The following is an 18,507-nucleotide window of genomic DNA, read 5'->3' as shown; positions in this document are numbered from 1 at the left end:
ATATTAATGACTAAATCCAGAGTTGCGGCTATTGATGTGGGGAATGACTCTATAAAGGCTATTTTCGGAGAATTAGAATATGAATTAAATATTCCTAACATTATTGCCAGGGATACAGAAGATCGACCAGTTATTGGGATTGAAGAACTTGATAATAAAAATCCATTAGATGGCATTCACATTAAAGTCCACTCCCCTGCTTTAAAAGAGAACAACGGAATTTTCCGTATTGGTAATTTAGCTACTAAAAGTATTAATGCCACTGAGTTAGACCCTGGCAGCAGCAAGTCAGAGGAAGATCAAACATTAATTATGCTTTTTGCAACATTAGCTTTGGACGCAGTAAGGGAAAATAACCCAAATGCTTTTCCACGCACTAAAAATATAATTGATGCCAATTATACTTTAGGAACAGGTCTTCCCCTTCGCGAAGTAAAAGAAGGAAAAGATGCCGGCTACCGCTCTAAACTAGTAGGTTCAGTCCATCAAGTTGAATTCCTTGTCACTCCAAAGTACCAGGGGTTGAAAGTTAATATTAAATTTGATGAAGTAAAAGTATATCCTGAAGGTTTCGCCGCATTTATCAATCTTGTTTTGGATAACAGCGGAAAAATTATCAATAAGGATCTTATTGATAAGCGCATCCTAATTCAAGATATCGGTGGATTATCTACAGATATCGCCGTCATCAAAAATCGTAACGTTGATGATGATAAAGCCCAAGGGTTTAATTTAGGAGTTTCAGAATCATTAGAAGCTATTCGCGAAGAGATTAGAACAAAGCATGGCGTTGAACTCGACAGCCGCCGTGATGTGGTAGAGATTATTACGAAGAAAAGTGATCGTAACCATATTATGGTTAAAGGAAGCCGGACAAGTGTTCACGATATTACCGACCGGATCCTGCTTGATTTAGCTAAAAAGCAATATCGTTTATTACGTAATGTTTGGCAGAGAAACTCGCAAACGGAAATTTGTTACTTTGTCGGTGGCGGAGCTAACGTCTTAAAGGAATATCTTAAAACATTAAATAACAATTTAGACGGTTATAATATTGATTTCTTTGAAGATGAAAAAGAAAGTATTTGGATGATGGCCAACGCTTATTATAAACTCATTATGGACTTTGTTCGTAAATCAGAGAAACAAACAGCGCCTAGAGTTGAACCTGTAAAAGCTAAATAAGGTGATTATATATGAAAAAACCAGCCTCAAACGAGGTTCAGCGGGGTCAAGCCCTATCCTTTCGCATCCCCTCTGATACACCTGACCATATCTTAAAGCATTTACAAAAGTTGAAGGATACAGAGAGAAGGAACTTCTCCAGTAAAATTGCTGAGTTTGTGATGCAAGGCGTGAGCAGTTCTGTTGCGCGGGAAAAGGAGACCATTACGATCCCCCTCCCCCAGAAGTTAACGAAAGCGCAGCGAAATTGGCTGAAGCATGAGCATTCAGAAGCTTTGCTGGGAAGTATACTTTATCAGCTGATTTCTGACCCAGTTCGTTCGACTTCGCTGCTTGCTTCATTAAACAGCCATTCGATTGATATCGACGAAGCTTTGTACCTTCAGGAAGAAGTATTTCCCGAGGAACTTCAAAAAGATGACAGTTATCTGCAGATTGCTGCTGGTAAGGAGGTTCCACCCGCCCCTATCGACTTAAGTGAGATGGATGATGACCTCAGTGAGTTTGACTGGGAAGATGCAAAAGAAAAGCAGCCTTTACTCGAAGAAGAGGAAAACGAAGTGGAGCCGGATATCGATGACTTACTGGGTGGTTTTCTTGCTAACATGAATAAGTAATTTAAAAGGGCCAGCCTCACAGTAGCGTGAGGCTGGCCTTTTTTAATGCTGTTTATTCGGCATCCTTTGGCTTTTTTGACTAGTCGCTTGACGTTGCTTATTTTTTTGATCTTTTGCCTGCTTTTCATGCAGTTGTTCTACAAATTCATGTGTGTCACGATTATCCATTCCGCCTAACCTCCTTGAAAAATCGAACCACTGTTATTTTGACCAAGCTGTTTGAAAATATTCAGTTATTCTTTCCACTAGTTGTGCATAAAGATTAGCATTGTATTCTGGGTAAAAATGAATCTATGAAACTATTAATAGATTTGGTGGTGTGTCAATGGAGCTGCCTAACAATCTTGTTCAGGCCAACGGAACATTAAATAAGCAGTTAATTTTGAAAAAGGAAATCCTCTATAAAGGGATGAATGGAAGATTTGTTGAAAGATTTTATCTGACTCCTGAAACAAGCTATATTTTTAAACCACTAACAAATAATGATCAATTAGGCAAAGAGGTCTGGGTTTATGAACATATTCTCCCCCATTTTCCAGCCATTTTTCCAAAAATTATTTCTTACTCCATAAATGAATGTACCGAACTTAACTGGATGATTCTTGAGGACCTTGGTCAGCTCTCACATGAATTTAACGAGAATATTGTATTAGATGTCATAAAGTGGGCTGCATGGTGGCATTCCCTCCCGGTTGAACAATTGGGAAATGTACCGCTCGCTGGATTGAAGCCGAGAATAGAAGAGATTGTATCTGAGGTTTTTGTTAAGAAGGATGAGGTATATCGTTTAATGTTTTCTTTGAACATGGAGCGAGAATTCGTTGATGCCATTTTTGAAAAAATAAGCGATTGGCAGCTGTCAAAGCTTCAAGTGTTGACCCACGGTGATTTACATACTGGAAATTATGCAGTTGCCGGCAACAAGTTGAAGATCTTAGACTGGGAGCACGCCCATCTTAATTCACCACACTGGGACCTATACCATCTGATTGATATGTCACATCCCCTTTTTCCAAAAAAAATAACAAGTTCATTGCGGGAGAGGATCTTGGAAACGTATCTAAATCAAGTGACATTTGAGTATGACCGGGCTTGTTTTTATAAGGAGTATTACTTAGTGGCAACTGTGTTTTCGATTTGGATGCTGTTATTGATTCAAAAGGATTTAGCAGGAAATGGTGGAAAATGGTCTGTTGAGCAGCTAAATACCCAGTTGGAAGAAACGGCGTCAAGCCTTCAACAATGTGCAGCTGCACTGCTTTTATGAAAAAAAGCTCACTTTGAGTTAGTCAAAGCGAGCTTTTTTAGTTATGCCTTTTGCTCCGTTAATTTGATGATTTCAATGACAGTGTTAGTGGCTTTAATCATATTATCCACGGAAATGAATTCAAATTTGCCGTGGAAATTTTCGCCGCCGGTGAAGATATTCGGTGTCGGCAGACCCATATAGGAAAGCTGAGATCCATCGGTGCCGCCGCGGATTGGTTTAACAATTGGTGTAATGCCAAGACTCACCATTGCTTCATGCGCGATGTCAACAATTTCCATGACCGGTTTAATTTTTTCACCCATGTTGTAATATTGATCATTGAGCTCGAGTTGAATAGTGTCATTGCCGTATTTGGACTTGAGTTCACCCGCGATGCTTTCAATTAATGTTTTGCGCGCCTTGAATTTGGCCATATCATGGTCTCTGATAATGTAGTGGAGCTTGGTAAGTTCCACATCACCATTGAAGGCTAACAGATGGAAGAAGCCTTCGTATCCTTCGGTATGTTCTGGTGCTTCCTGTGCTGGGAGCTTGCTATGTAATTCCATTGCAATTTTCATTGAGTTAACCATTTTGTCCTTAGCGGAACCTGGATGAATGTTGTTGCCTTTGATGGTGACTTTTGCTGCTGCTGCATTGAAGCTTTCGTATTCTAATTCTCCGAGGGGACCGCCATCAACGGTATAAGCATACTTGGCATTGAAGGCCGCAACGTCAAACTTATGTGGTCCCCTGCCGATTTCTTCATCTGGGGTGAAAGCAACGCGGACCTTACCGTGTTTAATTTCCGGATGATTCAGCAGATAGGCCATAGCAGTCATAATTTCGGTAATGCCGGCTTTGTTGTCTGCACCCAGTAGTGTTGTGCCATCCGTTGTGATCAGGGTGTGTCCTTTATAGTCAGGAAGACTTGGGAAATCCTTCGGTGACATCACGACCTTAAGGGCCTCGTTTAAGATGATTTCGTTCCCATCGTAGTTTTCAACGATTTGCGGGTTCACGTTCTTCCCTGTAAAATCAGTGGCTGTGTCGACATGGGCAAGGAAGCCAATCGTTGGAACTTCTTTGTCCGTGTTTGACGGTAAGGTCGCCATTACGTATGCATTCTCGTCGATCGTGACTTCTTGCATTCCAATTGATTGCAATTCTTTGACAAGCATCCGGGCTAGTGTCCACTGACCCTCGGTGGATGGACAAGTTTCGTTGTTTTCATTGGACTGGGTGTCCACTTTAACATAGGAAGTAAATCTTTCAATGAGTTCGTTCTTCAATTCCGCTACACTCCCCTTTATTGAGTTGAATTCATGAATATCATAACACTATGAGAGAGCGGTTACACGTTTTTGAATCTTGTCTATCACCTCTGTAAAATAGTACCTTCACCTGCATCGTAGCACATCCCCACAGGCCATACTATACATCAACTGGGCATTTCATAATTTTGTAAAAAATATAGCTTGACCACTATTGACCATATGGGTCAACGGGAGTACAATGTGGTTGACTGATGTGGTCAACAACAAAAAAGGGAGGGCCGCGACCATGTTTTCGAAGTTTCTCAACTTAGATAAAGAAAAACAAGACCGAATAATAAATGCTGCCATTAAGGAATTTGCCGAAAAAGGATATGCTCGGGCATCGACCAATGAAATTGTCAAAGAAGCGGGTATTTCAAAGGGACTCTTGTTTCATTATTTTCAAAACAAGAAGCAGCTGTTCTTATTTGTCTTTGATTACTGCTACGAACTGGTCGTCGACGAATTTTACAAGAAAATTAATCTTCAAGAGACAGATTTCTTTATACGAATACGTCAAGCCATCATTGTCAAAATGGAGATGCTCTCAACTTATCCAGATATCTTCAAGTTCATCCAAGAGGTATTTATGGAGGAATCGGCTGAAATAAAGGTTGAATTTGATAAAAAGAAGTCAGAACTGACGCATATCAATATCGAAAAAGCGTATGAGGGAATTGATTATTCGAAATTCAGGGACGATGTCGACCTCACGAAAATCATAAAAATGATCAGCTGGACATTTGAAAAAATGAGTGATGAAGCGATAGAAAAAGCAAAGTTGTCCCCCACCCACGAGATTGATTATCAAAAGGTTCAAGCGGAAGCAGAAGAGTATTTTGAGGTCATGATTAAATGTTTTTATAAATAATTGTGGTTGGAATGCAGGGGAATCCAACGAACATTAGGAGGCTGACGCAATGAATGTTATTGAAATTAACCAACTTACCAAGACCTATGGTAAGTCAAGAGGGATCACTGACATTAGCTTTCAAGTTGAGGAAGGCGAGATTTTTGGGTTCATCGGGCCAAATGGTGCAGGAAAATCAACCACCATTCGGACCCTTTTGTCGCTGATTTACCCAACCAGTGGCAGCGCGACTATCTTTGGTAAAGACTCAGTTCAATTTGCACCGGAAATTAAAAAGGAAATCGGTTATTTGCCTTCTGAGGTTTTTTACTATGACAATATGAAGGTAAAGGACCTATTAAAATATTCAGCTAGTTTTTATAAAAAAGATTGCAGTAAGAGAATTAAAGAATTGGCCGCGATTATGGACCTGGATCTTAATAAAAAAATTGATGATCTCTCTTTGGGAAATAAAAAGAAGGTCGGAATTGTTCAAGGGCTGCTCCATGAACCAAAGTTAATTATTCTCGATGAACCAACAAGCGGTCTTGACCCGCTCATGCAGCAGAAATTCTTTGAACTTTTAGAAGAAGAAAATAAAAAAGGCACAACCATTCTCTTTTCATCGCATATCCTCAGCGAAGTGCAGCGTTTATGTAACCGGGTAGCGATCATTAAAGAAGGTAAGATTGTTACAGTTGAAAAGATCAGTACTTTACAAGAAAACAATTATAAGAAGTTTAAAGTGGAAACGAAAGTACCGCTGGATACAAACCATTTCAATATCAGTGGCGTCAACAATTTAGAAGTTAAAGACAACATCATCACCTTTTTATTTAAAGGGAATATTAATGCTATCATGAAAAAAATTGCCGATATAGAGCTAGTGAATTTATGGATAGAAGAGCCAGACCTTGAGGAGATCTTTCTGCATTATTATGAAAAGGAGGCCTAGGAAACTATGAATATATTTTTTCATGAGTTGAGGGCATATCGGAAATCCACAATCATCTGGTCCTGTTCATTAGTGCTGATCATTGCTCTGTTTATGTCGTTTTATCCTGCCTTTGCAAATGATGCAGAGGACTTTCAAAAGATCATGGAAGGATATCCTGAAGCGATTAGAAATGCGATCGGTTTTAACCTTGGCAACTTCTTTACTATTCTAGGCTTCTATTGCTTTCCGTTATCATTTATTACCTTGTGCGGGGCGATTCAAGCGATGAACCTTGGCACAAGCATTGTCAGCAAGGAAGTTCGCGAGAAAACAGCTGATTTTCTGTTAACAAAACCAGTGACGAGAACAAAGGTTTTAACATCAAAACTGTTCGCAGCCTTTGTCTCGATCGTCATTACCAATATTATTTATCTAGTTGTTACAATGTTCATGGTTTTTCAAGTGAAGACAGATGATTTCAGCGTAAAAATATTAATTTTACTTTCACTTACTATGTTTTTTATTCAGTTGATTTTCCTTGCAGTCGGAATTATGATCTCAGTCATTGTTCCTAAGATTAAATCTGTCCTTTCCGTTTCACTTACAACCGTATTCGCGTTCTACTTTTTGGGGATGTTTAGCAGCACAACGGGTGAAGAAGCAAAACGCTATATTTCACCTTTTAAATACTTTGACACTGCCTATATCATCAAACATTCCGGCTATGAAACTTCCTTTCTAGTGGCTGGTGCCGTTATTATCATCTTGGCAATTACGGCAAGTTATTTTGTTTATCTAAAAAAGGATATCCATGCTGTATAGCTGCGAAGGAGGTTAGGTTATGAATATATATGTAAAAGAACTGAAATCGTACCGAAAGTCGTTGATTTTTTGGAGCATTGGTGTCTTTCTTATGGTAGCTTCAGGAATGGCAAAATACGCCGCCTATTCCTCATCGGGTCAATCCATCAATGACCTGATAGCTGATTTGCCTAAATCGCTAAAGGCAGTCATGGGGTTTGGTGTGGTCGATTTATCGAAGATTAGCGGGTACTATTCATTATTGTATGTATATTTGTTATTGATGGCGACAATTCATGCGGCGATGCTCGGGGCTTCGATTATTGCGAAAGAAGAGCGTGACAAAACAGCGGAGTTTTTATTCGTCAAGCCAGTTTCCAGAACGAAGATTATTACGGCAAAACTGTTAGCTGCGTTCACGAATATCGTTATTTTTAATCTTGTTACCTTGGTTTCAGCAATAACCCTTATTGAAAAATACAACAGCGCTGGTGAGGCAGTTAATGGTGAAATAGTCCTTACCCAAGTGGGCATGTTTATTTTACAAGTCTTGTTCTTAGTCATCGGCAGCGCGCTGGCAGCTGTAAAAAAGAAACCAAAAACAGCCCCATCACTAGCAACGGGTATCCTTTTACTAACGTATATGCTGTCAATCGCAATTGATTTGAATGAGAACATGGATGAATTGAAATATTTAACCCCCTTTAAATACTTCGAGGCTAAGAATCTAATGTTAGGCAGTGGGCTTGAACCAATATATCTTGTTATATCAGTAATCGTAGCTGCCTTATTATTAGTGGTTACCTTCATTTTTTATAAAAAGAGAGATTTACATGCATAGTGAAAAGGCCGATTTTCGGTCTTTTTTTAGTTTGAATTGAAAGTAAAAAAGCAATATGCAAAAATACTCACTATATTCCAAAAAATAGGTGAAGTAATATTTAAAATATATTGACTATTGAATAAATTCTAAATAAACTTAATTATGCAAGAGAATAGGACAAGTAGGGGGGCGATAATATTTTTGGGTATCACTTTATTCTAGTAGAGTGATAAATCACTAGATATATTAAAAACTTACAAAGGGGGAAAAGTGGTTGAAAATCAGAAGAATTTTACCGTTATTTTTGGTCTTTTTGATGGTTTTTTCGAGCTTTGCATCGGCAGCAGCTCCTTCCGGTTCAAAAATCAGCAAAGCTAACAAGGCAACAGCAACAGCAGTTAAAGCTAGTACCTTGAAAAAACTTCCGAAGTCAGTGAAAGTAAAAAATACAGAGAAAAATTATAAAAAATCAGATAAAGTTCGTGTAATTGTTGAAGTTGATGGTGACCCTGCGATTACATATGCAACAAAGCAAGGGAAAAAATATAGCGAGCTATCAAAATCAGTCAAAGCACAACTACAAAATAAATTACTAGATGCCCAGCAATCTGTAAAAAGCCAGTTTGCCAAAAAGGCAATCAAAATGCAGTTCAAACAAAACTTTACCACTACTGTTAACGGATTCAGCGGTATTGTTGAATATGGACAAATTGCTGCCATTAAAACAGTTGATGGAGTAGCAAAAGTTTCAATTGCAACGGAATATCAACGTCCTGAAATTGAGCCAAACATGAAATATAGTAAAGAAATTGTTGAGGCTCAAAAAGCATGGGAAGCTTTTGGAAAAAAAGGTGAAGGAATGGTCGTTGGTATTATTGATACCGGGATTGATCCAAGCCATAAAGATTTTATTTTAACAGATAAATCCAAAGCTGCACTTACACAAGAAGAAGTTGACAAGGCCATTGAAGATAAAGGATTACAAGGGAAGTTTTACACAGATAAGGTTCCTTACGGTTATAACTATTACGATGAAAATGCGCAAATTCTTGACCTAGGTCCTGATGCCTCTATGCACGGTATGCACGTTGCTGGTACGGTTGCAGCAAACGGCGACGAAGCGAATGGCGGTATTAAAGGGGTTGCACCAGAAGCTCAAGTGCTTGCCCTGAAAATATTCGGTAATGATCCAGAAATGCCGTCTACATGGGGCGACATCGAAATCAAAGCAATTGACGATGCCATCAAATTAGGCGCAGATGTAGTCAACATGAGCTTAGGTTCTACCGCTGGTTTCGTACTGCCAGACGCGCCAGAGCAACAAGCCGTTCAAAGAGCTGTTGATAATGGTGTGTTAATGTCAATCTCAGCGGGTAATTCTAACCAACTTGGCGATGGCTATGGGAATCCGTACGCAGAAAACCCTGATTACGGTGTAGTTGGAACACCTGGTAGTGCAAACAGTTCATTACAGGTTGCTTCTCTTGAAAATAATTATCTTGATCTATATGCTGCTACTTATTCATTTGATGGTACAGAAGCTGGTAAGGCCCCATATCTGTCTTCAAGCAGCGTAGACCCGAATAAATTAGAGCAAAAGAAATTTGATATTATTGATGCTGGAAAGGGAAAACCTGCCGATTTTAATGGAAAAGATTTCAATGGGAAATATGCGTTAGTACAACGTGGAGACATTACATTCGTTGAAAAAACGATGAATGCACAAACTGCAGGTGCTGCAGGAATTATTGTTTATAACAACACTAGTGGTTTACTAAGCATGGCTACTTCTCCTGAAATTAAGATTCCACAGCTTTTTGCTTTAAAATCTGATGGAGATGCGATGAAGGCAGCCTTAGATGCAAGCAAGAAAGTATCGATTGAGTTCCAAGGCGATAAGAAGACAACACAAAATCCGTCTGCTGGACAAATGTCTACGTTCACTTCTTGGGGTGTCACATCTAATTTAGATTTCAAACCTGAAATCACTGCACCAGGTGGAAATATTTATTCTACATTGAATAACAACTCATATGGTGTGATGAGTGGTACATCAATGGCAGCACCACACGTATCAGGTGGATCTGCACTTGTTCTTGAACGTGTGAAAGAAGATTTTGCTAATCTTTCAGGTGCAGATAAAGTAGGAATGGCGAAAAACATTTTAATGAACACAAGTAAGGTTATTGACGATAAAGGCACATATAATGCTGCTTTTACCCACAACCCATACTCACCACGGCGTCAAGGTGCTGGTGTGATGCAATTACATGCAGCCCTAAGTACACCGATTGTCGTGACTAATACTGCGACAAATGAAGCAAAGGTTGCTTTAAAAGAAATTAAAGGTAATGAAGCTACTTTCACTTTAAAGGCAGAAAACTTCTCAGACAAACCAGTTACTTATAAAGTAAATGGTAATGTTCAAACTGATTTAGTCATAAATGGTGTGGATACCTTAGAAGCACAAGGCATTTACAAAGCAGATGGCAGCTTCGATCCCGATACAGGAGTTGGAGAGTTCCCAATTTCATTTAGTTCAGACGGACTTAGTGGAGACCAACTGACTATTCCTGCTAAAGGCAGTGCAACCGTTGATGTAAAAGTTGACTTAGATCCAGAAAACACAATTGATTGGTGGTACTATGAGCCATTAGATTCCATTTTTGAAAATGGTTACTTCGTTGAAGGTTTCGTTACTTTAACCGATGTAAACGATGTAAATCCAACAGTTTCTGTACCATACGTTGGATTTAAAGGTGATTGGAATAAGTCACCAATTTTGGATGCAAAGATTTATGACGACAATTATTTTGATTCCTATTATGGATGGACTGGTATGCTTTCAGCTGCAGGCATCGACGAAGAGGGTAACGAGAACTTTAACTACTTAGGTGTGAATCCAGCTGTTCCAGCTGACCCTGCTGACCCAGGCTTCGACACTCCTAAGTCAGCTAACATTGCTATTTCGCCAAATGGTGATGGTCAAAACGATAATGCCATTCCAATTCTTTCATTCTTGCGTAATGCGAAAACAGTAGAATACAAGATTGTTGATAAAGATGGAAATGTTCTTCGCAAACTTAAATCTGATAATCTTGTATCTAAAAACTTTAACGATGGCGGAAGAGGGGCTCAATACTACTTAAATCCTGCCAATGCATGGGACGGAAAAATAAAGAACAAGCTAGTTGCAGATGGTCAATATTTCTACGAAGTAGATGCAACAATTGATTATGCTGGTAAAGATGCACAAAAAGTGACATTCCCTGTCCTAGTTGATACAGTTGCACCTACTGTAACAGCAAGCGTAAATGGTAATAAATTAACAGTTGGATCAACAGATGTAAATGGTTCAGGCGTTGCTTATTATGATATTACAATAAATGGTAAATCTGTATATGGTGATAAAGAACTTCCGTTAGCAGGAGACAAAACAGAATATACACTAAAAGAAACTCCAGCAGCAGGAGCGTTAGTAGAAGTTGTTGCCTATGATTTTGCGGGTAACTCTAGTAAGGTAGAAGCTCCAATAGCAGGTGGTGCTACTGATGGTACGATTCCATTTATTCATGTAACCTCTATTGGTGCAACAGGAGTCTACAATTCTCATGAACTGCCTGTTGAGGGATATCTAACAGATGATTCAAAAGTTCGTGAATTAACTGTTGAAGGGAAGCCTGTAAAGTTAACGTTTAATGCTGAGAAAGCACGTTATGAATTCAGCACAACTGTCACTGTCGCATCGGATGGTGTTCATAGTATTAAAATTTCTGGTACAGATGTGGCCGGAAATAAGATTTCCTACCTAGTCCGAGATCTGATTGTTGATACGACAGCACCAAAAATCAGCGTGGATGTACCGTCAAAAGTAAAACCAGATGTAAGTTCTGTTGACCTTAAAGCAACGGTTTCTGATAACTTTGACAAGATTCGCTACTTTGTTGATGGAAGCGAAGAATTCTTTAATGATACTAATCCAGATCATTTTGAGATGAAGGGTATTAGCAAAGAAGTCTCTACCAAGCTTGATCTAGCCCCTGGTAAAAATACCTTTACTCTTGAACTTGTTGATATTGCAGGCAACAAGACAACCAAAGAGGTTAACGTCTTCAAGGGCTATCAAGTGAAGTTCTACAACGGCAGCACGCTAGTTAAGCAAGCTGACGTAATAAAGAATTCAAAGGTGGCAGCTCCAGCATCTCCAACTAAATCAGGTTATACCTTCTTCGGTTGGTATAAAGATGCAAGCTTCAAAACCAAATTTGACTTTAACGCACCGATTGTGGCGGACACAAACGTATATGCACGTTTTGTTAAAAATCCTTCTACACCGACATCTGTAAAAGTTGCTTCTTCTGACTACAATAAATTAACCGTCAGCTGGGCAAAAGTAACAGGAGCAAGTGGTTATGAGGTATATCGTGCCACTTCTAAAACAGGTTCCTATAGCAAAGTAGCGACCGTTAGCGGAAGCACAGCAAGCTATGCAAATAGCAGCTTGACCACAGGTAAAACCTACTACTATAAGGTTATTGCTTATACATCAGTAGAAGGTAAAAAACTTGTAAGTCCAAGCTCAAGCATTGTTAGTGCTAAGCCAGCTCTTAAAACACCAAAAAGTGTGAAAGCTGCTAAGGCAAGTAGCACGTCTATTAAAGTTTCTTGGGCTAAAGTAAGTGGTGCAAGCGGTTATGAACTGTATCGTGCCACTTCAAAATCAGGAAGCTACAAAAAGGTAACGTCGATTACTTCTTCAAGCTACACAAATAAGAAATTAACCAAGGGCAAAACTTACTACTATAAAGTAAGAGCTTATCGTACAGTAAATGGTTCTAAGGTTTACAGTTCCTATTCTAGTGTGGTATCAAAAGGGCTAAGGAAATAGTAAGACCAAAAAGGAACGCTCGGATCACTTTGGATTCGAGCGTTTTTTGATGTTTACTTTTCACTGGACATTTTCACAAGGGTAATAATATCGCTTGAAAGCTTGCTATAAGATGGATTTTTAGCCTTTATATTGGCCTTGATGCCATCAATCAGCGGCAACGCTTTAGGGTTTGTAATCGTTAAAACCTGAACATTACCGTTAAAAGCTTTATCAATTACTTCTTTTGCTCGATCCAAATTATCGTCATTATTTAACTTGTCTTGATCAACCCCATCAAGATTCCCCTTGCCTGACAAGCCGGAAGTACTTTTTAACACCTTATTTTGGAGTTCATCATAGCGAGTTGAGGTCACTTCTTGTTTTGCACGTGCCAAAATTACGGTGTCATCTAGGACAAATACTTTAATCCCGGGGATGCCCTCTCCGGATAGGCGTGATTCCAAATGAGAGGAAATTCCGCCGTCATGAAGGCTGGAACTGCCAATTAAACTATAAACATTTGTGCCTACCCCTTCGGTTGTTTGGCTGTTTCGATTAGTTGTACTTTTCTTTGCTCGATCTACGCTTGGAATTACATTGACACTATTTTGGTTGTGGACATGCCCATTTCCTTTGTTGTTCACCGATTGATCATGATAGTTGATATTTTCTGCAGCCCCTACTTCATTTTCTTTAATTCCGTTTTGACTTGCACAGGCTGTTAGCATTAAAACAGCACCAAAGAATGGGAACCCCCAAATTTTCCATTTACGCTTCAACATAAAAAATGCCTCCTTTTTTTTAAATTATTTTCTCCTTTGCTATTTCTAAGTATGAGTGGATTATTTTGGGAACATATTAAAATTAGTTGATTGGAGAATAATGTCGAAAAACCATGGAGGTTCGAAAATGGCTGAAGAAAACAAACAGAGTCCTGAAACCTTATCAAGAAGAAAGTTTTTACGCAATACAGGCTTCACTGTGGGCGGTCTAGCCGTTGGTGGTGTCTTGGGCAGTCTCATCCCTCGAAATAATGATAAACAACAAAAAGCCCCGCCACCTGAGGCAGAGAATTTTAATCAGGCATTGATGTATTTTACACCTGAACAATTTCAACTGACCGAAGCCGCAACGGAACGGATTTTTCCTGAGGATGAGTCTGGACCGGGTGCTAAAGGACTCGGGGTAGCTTTTTTCATTGACCATCAGTTAGCTGGTGATTGGGGCTTTAATGCAAGGGAATATATGCAAGCTCCTTTTTTCAAAGGCGAAAAAGTCCAGGGCTACCAAGGCCGGTTAAGACGCAGAGATATTTTTGATATTGGCCTAAGGGAACTTCAAAATCACAGTATGGCGGTTCATAAGAAAAAATTCACCGAACTAAAAGAGGAAGAACAGGATGCCATCCTTAGTGATTTTGAACAAGATAAAGTGAATTTGACGACCATTTCTCCGAGTGGATTTTTCCAGTTACTAAGGAGCGCGACGCTAGAAGGTGCTTACAGTGATCCACTCTATGGAGGTAATAAAAATATGGATGGCTGGAAAATGAGAAACTATCCAGGCAGTCAAATGGCGTACACAGATGTAATTGAAAAAGATTTTAAGAAAATAAATCCACAAAGCTTAAAAAATCATTTGAATCACTAAGAAAAGCGGAAGCGCCCGTTTAGCGCTGGAGCTAGACAGTAATTAAATTTCAAAGATTCATTTCAAACTACGAAGAGGCAGGTGGCAGCGATGGCAAGGTAATTACCGAAAGTTGATGTAGTGATTGTTGGTGTAGGTTGGGCAGGTGGAATCATTGCCTCTGAACTGACAAAAAAGGGATTGAAAGTCGTTGGTTTGGAAAGGGGCAAGGAACGCAAAACGGAAGATTACTTTATGGTTCATGACGAACTTCGTTATGCATTACGCTATGGATTGATGCAGGATCTTTCCAAAGAAACGATTACTTTCCGAGGAAATGAACGAATTCGTGCTTTGCCGATGCGTCAGTATGGTTCATTTTTGCTTGGCGATGGTTTAGGGGGTTCGGGTGTCCATTGGAACGGACAGACTTTCCGCTTCTTGCCCTACGATTTTGAAATTTATAGCAAAACCGTCGAAAGATATGGGAAAAAGAAAATTCCAGCCGGGATGACCATTCAGGATTGGGGCATTACCTATGATGAATTAGAACCTTATTATGATAAATTTGAAAAACTAACCGGGATTTCGGGGGAAGAGAATCCGCTTGCCGGTAAACGTTCGGACAAGTATCCTACTCCACCAATGAAAAAGTCGCCTCCGCTGAAGATGTTTGAGGAAGCTGCGAAAAAGCTGAAACTGCATCCGTATATGATGCCGTCTGCGAATCTTTCAGAATCCAACAAAAATCCAGATGGAGTCTCACGGGCAGCCTGTCAATATTGCGGATACTGCGAGCGCTTTGGATGCGAATATGGAGCAAAGGCTGACCCTGTGGTAACCGTTATTCCTGTCGCCAACAAAACAGGTAATTTTGAAATAAGATCCCATTCAAATGTAAGAAGGATATTAAAAAAGGGTGATAAAGTAACGGGCGTATTGTACACCGATGTGACTACCGGTGAGGAAATTGAGCAGCCGGCTGATATTGTTGTAATGACCAGTTATGTGTTTAATAATATCCGTCTATTATTAATGTCGGACGTAGGTAAAGCATATGATCCGCAATCGGGTAAAGGCGTGATTGGGAAAAATTATGCGTATCAGGTCATCAAAGGAAATGCGATTGGCTTTTTCGATGATAAAGAGTTTAATACCTTTGCAGGGGCAGGATCGCTTGGCATGGTTTTGGATGACTATAATGGTGATAATTTTGACCACTCTAAGGTCAATTTTATCCATGGCGGAATGGTTTCGCTCAGCCAAACGGGGATGAGACCGATTCAAAATAACCCGGTTCCTGGCGGTAAACCAACCTGGGGAAAGGAATTCAAGGAAAAGTCGGTTAAATATGCGAACCGCTTTTTATCCGTAGGTGCTCAAGGTTCCTCTATGCCGTTTCAACACCATTATCTAGACCTTGACCCAACCTATAAAGATGCTTACGGAGATCCGTTAATACGTATAACGTTTGATTTTGAGGATCAAGATCGGAATCTTGCCAAGTTCCTTGCCTCCAAATGTGCGGATGTCTTGAAAGAAATGGGAGCGAATCATATCGATACGATGAAAGAATTAGGTCCATATGATATCACTACATATCAATCCACACACAATACCGGCGGCGTCATCATGGGGGATGATCCTGCAACCTCGGCGGTAAATAATTATTTGCAAATGTGGGATTATGATAACTTGTTTGTTGTGGGTGCAACCGCGTTTCCACACAACTCCGGTTATAATCCAACCGATACAGTCGGTGCCCTAGCCTACCGCGCGGCCGAAGGCATTCTTAAATACCGGGATAAAGGCGGACAAGTGGTTTAAATCGTTTGAAGAAGGCTATGTTAATTTTGGCACCATGTTGATTGGAGCGGAAATCAACATGCCTAGTTTACAGCTGCTTGAAAATTGGATTTAATCATCTTGATAGTGTTAATATAGAGGAATGAACTGGAAATAGGAGGAGAAAAAATGACGACAGTAAACGATAACAATACCTTACCACCAAAAACTTGCTCGGTAGATCGCTTAGTAACGATGGAAGCCGATGTGAAAAAAGTCCTTGCGGGAGAAAAAACAGCAACACGCCGCAATGGCCGCTATGCAGACCCTGGTGAAGTCATGACACTAGAAGGCCGTGATTTTGTGGTCGATCGCGTCTATTCCCAAGCATTAGGTGAACTAACAGATGACGATGCCCGCCGCGAGGGCTTTGCGACGGTTGAAGAGTATAAACAGTCGATCCTAAGCTATCACCCAGGAATGCCTTGGCTGCCGCAAATGCGAGTTTGGGTACATGAGTTTAGCCCTGTTCAAAAATAGAAACATCAGAAATGTGGTCCATTCTTCAATGGGCCGCTTTTTTTATGGGCAATTAAACCAAAATAGCAGGGTAATTACTTGGTTAAATCACTGGAAAAAATTATAATAATCCTAGAGGAAGATTTCCGACAGGCTGGAGTGAGAGCATGAAATTTTTATCAAAATACATAAAGACATATTGGAAATCTTTTAGCATAGCGGTTCTATTTCTTACCTTTGAGGCCCTAAGTGATTTATTGCAGCCTACCATTATGGCAAAAATTATTGATGAAGGGGTCGCTAACAGGGATATCCACTATGTGTTGAAAATGGGCGGACTGATGTTGCTCATTACAGCCGGTGGCGCTGTGGCTGCTTCGACTAGAAGTGTGGTTGCGAGCATTGTTTCCCAAAACTTCGGGACCGAGTTAAGATCGGACTTATTTAAAAAAATTCAAATGCTTTCGTTTAAAAATATTGATAAATTTGACCGTGCCTCATTAGTGACAAGGCTAACGAATGATGTCACCCAAGTGCAGGTGTTTGTCAATGGATTAATGCGGATATTCGTTAAAGCTCCGTTACTCGCAATCGGCGGGTTGATTATGGCGACGCGGTTAAACTTGCAGCTCTCGGTTGTTCTGGCTGTGGTCGTCCCGATTGTTGCCTTGTTAATTATTTTTAATCTACGATTAGGCTTCCCTCGCTTTTCTCGTGTCCAAAAGGCGTTGGACCGAGTGAACAGTGTGATGCGGGAGTACTTATCCGGTGTCAGGGTGGTTAAAGCCTTTAATCGGTTTGATGTCGAGGTTGGCAAGTTTAAAGCAGTGAATGACGACTATAAACAGAAATCCATCTCAGCGAACCGCCTGATGGCCACCTTTAGCCCTCTGATTATGTTGACTGTGAATCTTGGCATTGTCGCCGTCCTTTGGATTGGCGGAAATGGCGTGGATACTGGTGATATTCAAGTTGGACATATTATTGCCTTTATCAACTATATGACACAAATATTATTTTCACTGATGATGATTTCGATGGTTTTTAACATGTTTGTCAGAGCCAAAGCCTCCGCTGGGAGAATCAATGAAGTATTTTTACAAGAGGATCCCCCTACTTGGAATGAACGGCAGGACGAACCTTTTATAGAAAAAGGACGAATTGAATTTGAAGATGTTTCTTTTTCTTATGAAGGCGGTGTGGGTGATCCCGTCTTAAAAAATATTAATCTCACTATTCTGCCCGGAGAAACGGTTGGCATCATTGGTTCAACCGGATCGGGGAAAAGTACGCTAGTCGGACTGATTCCCCGCTTTTATGATATTGTGAGCGGAACGATTAAGGTCGATGGTGTAGATAGTAAGCTGGTCGATCCGAAGATTTTACGGGAGAAAATTGCGATGGTTCCTCAGAAGAATATTTTATTCACAGGCAGTGTCGCGGAAAATATTCGCTGGGGGAAAGAAGACGCAACTGATGCGGAAGTGGTAGCTGCTGCGACCATCGCAGGGGCGCATGATTTTATCGAGAAATCTCCAGAAGGCTACCAAACGAGAATTGGTCAGGGCGGTGTTAATTTTTCGGGCGGACAAAAACAGCGGATTTCGATTGCCCGGGCGTTAGTGAAAAAACCAGAGATATTGATATTAGATGATAGTACAAGTGCCGTGGATGTTGCCACAGAGGCAAAAATCAAGGAGGCCCTTAAGAAATATGCAAAGGGGCTCACTTGTCTGTTAATTGCGCAGCGGATCACCTCGATTATCGATGCTGATAAAATCATCGTCCTCGATCACGGCGAGTTGGTTGGGATGGGAACCCATCAGGATCTATTGAAGGATTGCCGCGTCTACCAAGAAATCTATCAATCACAAGTCGGTAAGGAGGTGTCGCATTAATGTCAAAGGAAAACGTACAAACCACCTC

The 18,507-nt window shown here is 40.2% G+C and carries 15 protein-coding genes; 12 read left to right on the top strand and 3 right to left on the bottom strand.

From position 1 onward, the window contains the following. Nucleotides 1-6 precede the first annotated feature (6 nt). Nucleotides 7-1,185 carry a ParM/StbA family protein gene (locus V7659_RS07275; protein WP_335539068.1) on the top strand — a complete coding sequence of 393 codons (1,179 nt, stop codon included), beginning with the start codon at nucleotides 7-9 and terminating at the stop codon, nucleotides 1,183-1,185. Nucleotides 1,186-1,196: 11 nt separating this feature from the next. Then, nucleotides 1,197-1,802 carry a hypothetical protein gene (locus tag V7659_RS07270; RefSeq protein ID WP_335539067.1) on the top strand — a complete coding sequence of 202 codons (606 nt, stop codon included), beginning with the start codon at nucleotides 1,197-1,199 and terminating at the stop codon, nucleotides 1,800-1,802. A gap of 42 nt (nucleotides 1,803-1,844) precedes the next feature. Here the strand turns inward: V7659_RS07270 and V7659_RS07265 are convergent, their stop codons facing one another. Next, the gene (locus V7659_RS07265; RefSeq protein WP_144551913.1) at nucleotides 1,845-1,970 is read right to left on the bottom strand and encodes a DUF4023 domain-containing protein; all 126 of its coding nucleotides are present in this window, start codon (nucleotides 1,968-1,970) and stop codon (nucleotides 1,845-1,847) included. 157 nt (nucleotides 1,971-2,127) lie between these two features. On the opposite strand from V7659_RS07265, the gene V7659_RS07260 reads away from it, so the two are divergent. Further along, nucleotides 2,128-3,069, top strand: a complete 942-nt coding sequence (locus tag V7659_RS07260; protein ID WP_335539066.1) for a phosphotransferase family protein — start codon at nucleotides 2,128-2,130, stop codon at nucleotides 3,067-3,069. A 41-nt stretch (nucleotides 3,070-3,110) separates the two neighbouring features. Here V7659_RS07260 and pepT read toward each other — a convergent pair whose 3' ends face one another. After that, complete coding sequence (gene pepT, locus V7659_RS07255) at nucleotides 3,111-4,343, bottom strand: peptidase T (protein WP_335539064.1); 1,233 nt, start codon at nucleotides 4,341-4,343, stop codon at nucleotides 3,111-3,113. A gap of 271 nt (nucleotides 4,344-4,614) precedes the next feature. Between pepT and V7659_RS07250 the strand changes: the two genes are divergently transcribed. The 5 genes from V7659_RS07250 (at nucleotide 4,615) to V7659_RS07230 (ending at nucleotide 12,666) form a co-directional block, all read left to right on the top strand. Next, a complete protein-coding gene (locus V7659_RS07250) occupies nucleotides 4,615-5,238 on the top strand; it encodes a TetR/AcrR family transcriptional regulator (RefSeq protein ID WP_335539063.1) in 624 nt (207 codons plus the stop codon). A gap of 49 nt (nucleotides 5,239-5,287) precedes the next feature. After that, a complete protein-coding gene (locus V7659_RS07245) occupies nucleotides 5,288-6,172 on the top strand; it encodes an ABC transporter ATP-binding protein (RefSeq protein ID WP_335539062.1) in 885 nt (294 codons plus the stop codon). Between the two features lie 6 nt (nucleotides 6,173-6,178). Beyond that, nucleotides 6,179-6,976: an ABC transporter permease subunit gene (locus tag V7659_RS07240; protein ID WP_335539061.1), complete on the top strand. Its 798-nt coding sequence runs from the start codon at nucleotides 6,179-6,181 to the stop codon at nucleotides 6,974-6,976. A 19-nt stretch (nucleotides 6,977-6,995) separates the two neighbouring features. Continuing rightward, a complete protein-coding gene (locus V7659_RS07235) occupies nucleotides 6,996-7,796 on the top strand; it encodes an ABC transporter permease subunit (RefSeq protein WP_335539060.1) in 801 nt (266 codons plus the stop codon). Between the two features lie 256 nt (nucleotides 7,797-8,052). Next, nucleotides 8,053-12,666 carry a S8 family serine peptidase gene (locus V7659_RS07230; RefSeq protein ID WP_335539059.1) on the top strand — a complete coding sequence of 1,538 codons (4,614 nt, stop codon included), beginning with the start codon at nucleotides 8,053-8,055 and terminating at the stop codon, nucleotides 12,664-12,666. A 53-nt stretch (nucleotides 12,667-12,719) separates the two neighbouring features. On the opposite strand, the gene V7659_RS07225 is transcribed toward V7659_RS07230, so the two are convergent. After that, nucleotides 12,720-13,430: a hypothetical protein gene (locus V7659_RS07225; RefSeq protein ID WP_335539058.1), complete on the bottom strand. Its 711-nt coding sequence runs from the start codon at nucleotides 13,428-13,430 to the stop codon at nucleotides 12,720-12,722. Between the two features lie 127 nt (nucleotides 13,431-13,557). On the opposite strand from V7659_RS07225, the gene V7659_RS07220 reads away from it, so the two are divergent. The 4 genes from V7659_RS07220 (at nucleotide 13,558) to V7659_RS07205 (ending at nucleotide 18,479) form a co-directional block, all read left to right on the top strand. Beyond that, nucleotides 13,558-14,298 (top strand): gluconate 2-dehydrogenase subunit 3 family protein, encoded by a 741-nt coding sequence (locus V7659_RS07220; protein WP_335539056.1) that lies wholly within the window; start codon nucleotides 13,558-13,560, stop codon nucleotides 14,296-14,298. 120 nt (nucleotides 14,299-14,418) lie between these two features. Next, nucleotides 14,419-16,104, top strand: coding sequence for a GMC family oxidoreductase (locus V7659_RS07215; RefSeq protein ID WP_335539055.1), 1,686 nt, complete (start codon nucleotides 14,419-14,421; stop codon nucleotides 16,102-16,104). 147 nt (nucleotides 16,105-16,251) lie between these two features. Further along, a complete protein-coding gene (locus V7659_RS07210) occupies nucleotides 16,252-16,602 on the top strand; it encodes an ASCH domain-containing protein (protein ID WP_335539053.1) in 351 nt (116 codons plus the stop codon). A 146-nt stretch (nucleotides 16,603-16,748) separates the two neighbouring features. Then, nucleotides 16,749-18,479: an ABC transporter ATP-binding protein gene (locus V7659_RS07205; protein ID WP_335539051.1), complete on the top strand. Its 1,731-nt coding sequence runs from the start codon at nucleotides 16,749-16,751 to the stop codon at nucleotides 18,477-18,479. Nucleotides 18,480-18,507: the final 28 nt, after the last annotated feature.

It is taken from the genome of Neobacillus drentensis (assembly GCF_036966985.1).
Classification (GTDB): domain Bacteria; phylum Bacillota; class Bacilli; order Bacillales; family Cytobacillaceae; genus Neobacillus; species Neobacillus drentensis_E.
Note: the sequence above shows the minus strand (reverse complement) of the source record. Positions and strands in the feature narration are given on the sequence as shown.

What these genes read in the sequence shown, in the direction of transcription:
- V7659_RS07275 (WP_335539068.1), top strand. Translation starts at nt 7, where the DNA reads ATGACTAAATCCAGAGTTGCGGCTATTGATGTGGGGAATGACTCTATA.
- V7659_RS07270 (WP_335539067.1), top strand. Translation starts at nt 1,197, where the DNA reads ATGAAAAAACCAGCCTCAAACGAGGTTCAGCGGGGTCAAGCCCTATCC.
- V7659_RS07265 (WP_144551913.1), bottom strand. Translation starts at nt 1,970, where the DNA reads ATGGATAATCGTGACACACATGAATTTGTAGAACAACTGCATGAAAAG.
- V7659_RS07260 (WP_335539066.1), top strand. Translation starts at nt 2,128, where the DNA reads ATGGAGCTGCCTAACAATCTTGTTCAGGCCAACGGAACATTAAATAAG.
- V7659_RS07250 (WP_335539063.1), top strand. Translation starts at nt 4,615, where the DNA reads ATGTTTTCGAAGTTTCTCAACTTAGATAAAGAAAAACAAGACCGAATA.
- V7659_RS07245 (WP_335539062.1), top strand. Translation starts at nt 5,288, where the DNA reads ATGAATGTTATTGAAATTAACCAACTTACCAAGACCTATGGTAAGTCA.
- V7659_RS07240 (WP_335539061.1), top strand. Translation starts at nt 6,179, where the DNA reads ATGAATATATTTTTTCATGAGTTGAGGGCATATCGGAAATCCACAATC.
- V7659_RS07235 (WP_335539060.1), top strand. Translation starts at nt 6,996, where the DNA reads ATGAATATATATGTAAAAGAACTGAAATCGTACCGAAAGTCGTTGATT.
- V7659_RS07225 (WP_335539058.1), bottom strand. Translation starts at nt 13,430, where the DNA reads ATGTTGAAGCGTAAATGGAAAATTTGGGGGTTCCCATTCTTTGGTGCT.
- V7659_RS07220 (WP_335539056.1), top strand. Translation starts at nt 13,558, where the DNA reads ATGGCTGAAGAAAACAAACAGAGTCCTGAAACCTTATCAAGAAGAAAG.
- V7659_RS07210 (WP_335539053.1), top strand. Translation starts at nt 16,252, where the DNA reads ATGACGACAGTAAACGATAACAATACCTTACCACCAAAAACTTGCTCG.
- V7659_RS07205 (WP_335539051.1), top strand. Translation starts at nt 16,749, where the DNA reads ATGAAATTTTTATCAAAATACATAAAGACATATTGGAAATCTTTTAGC.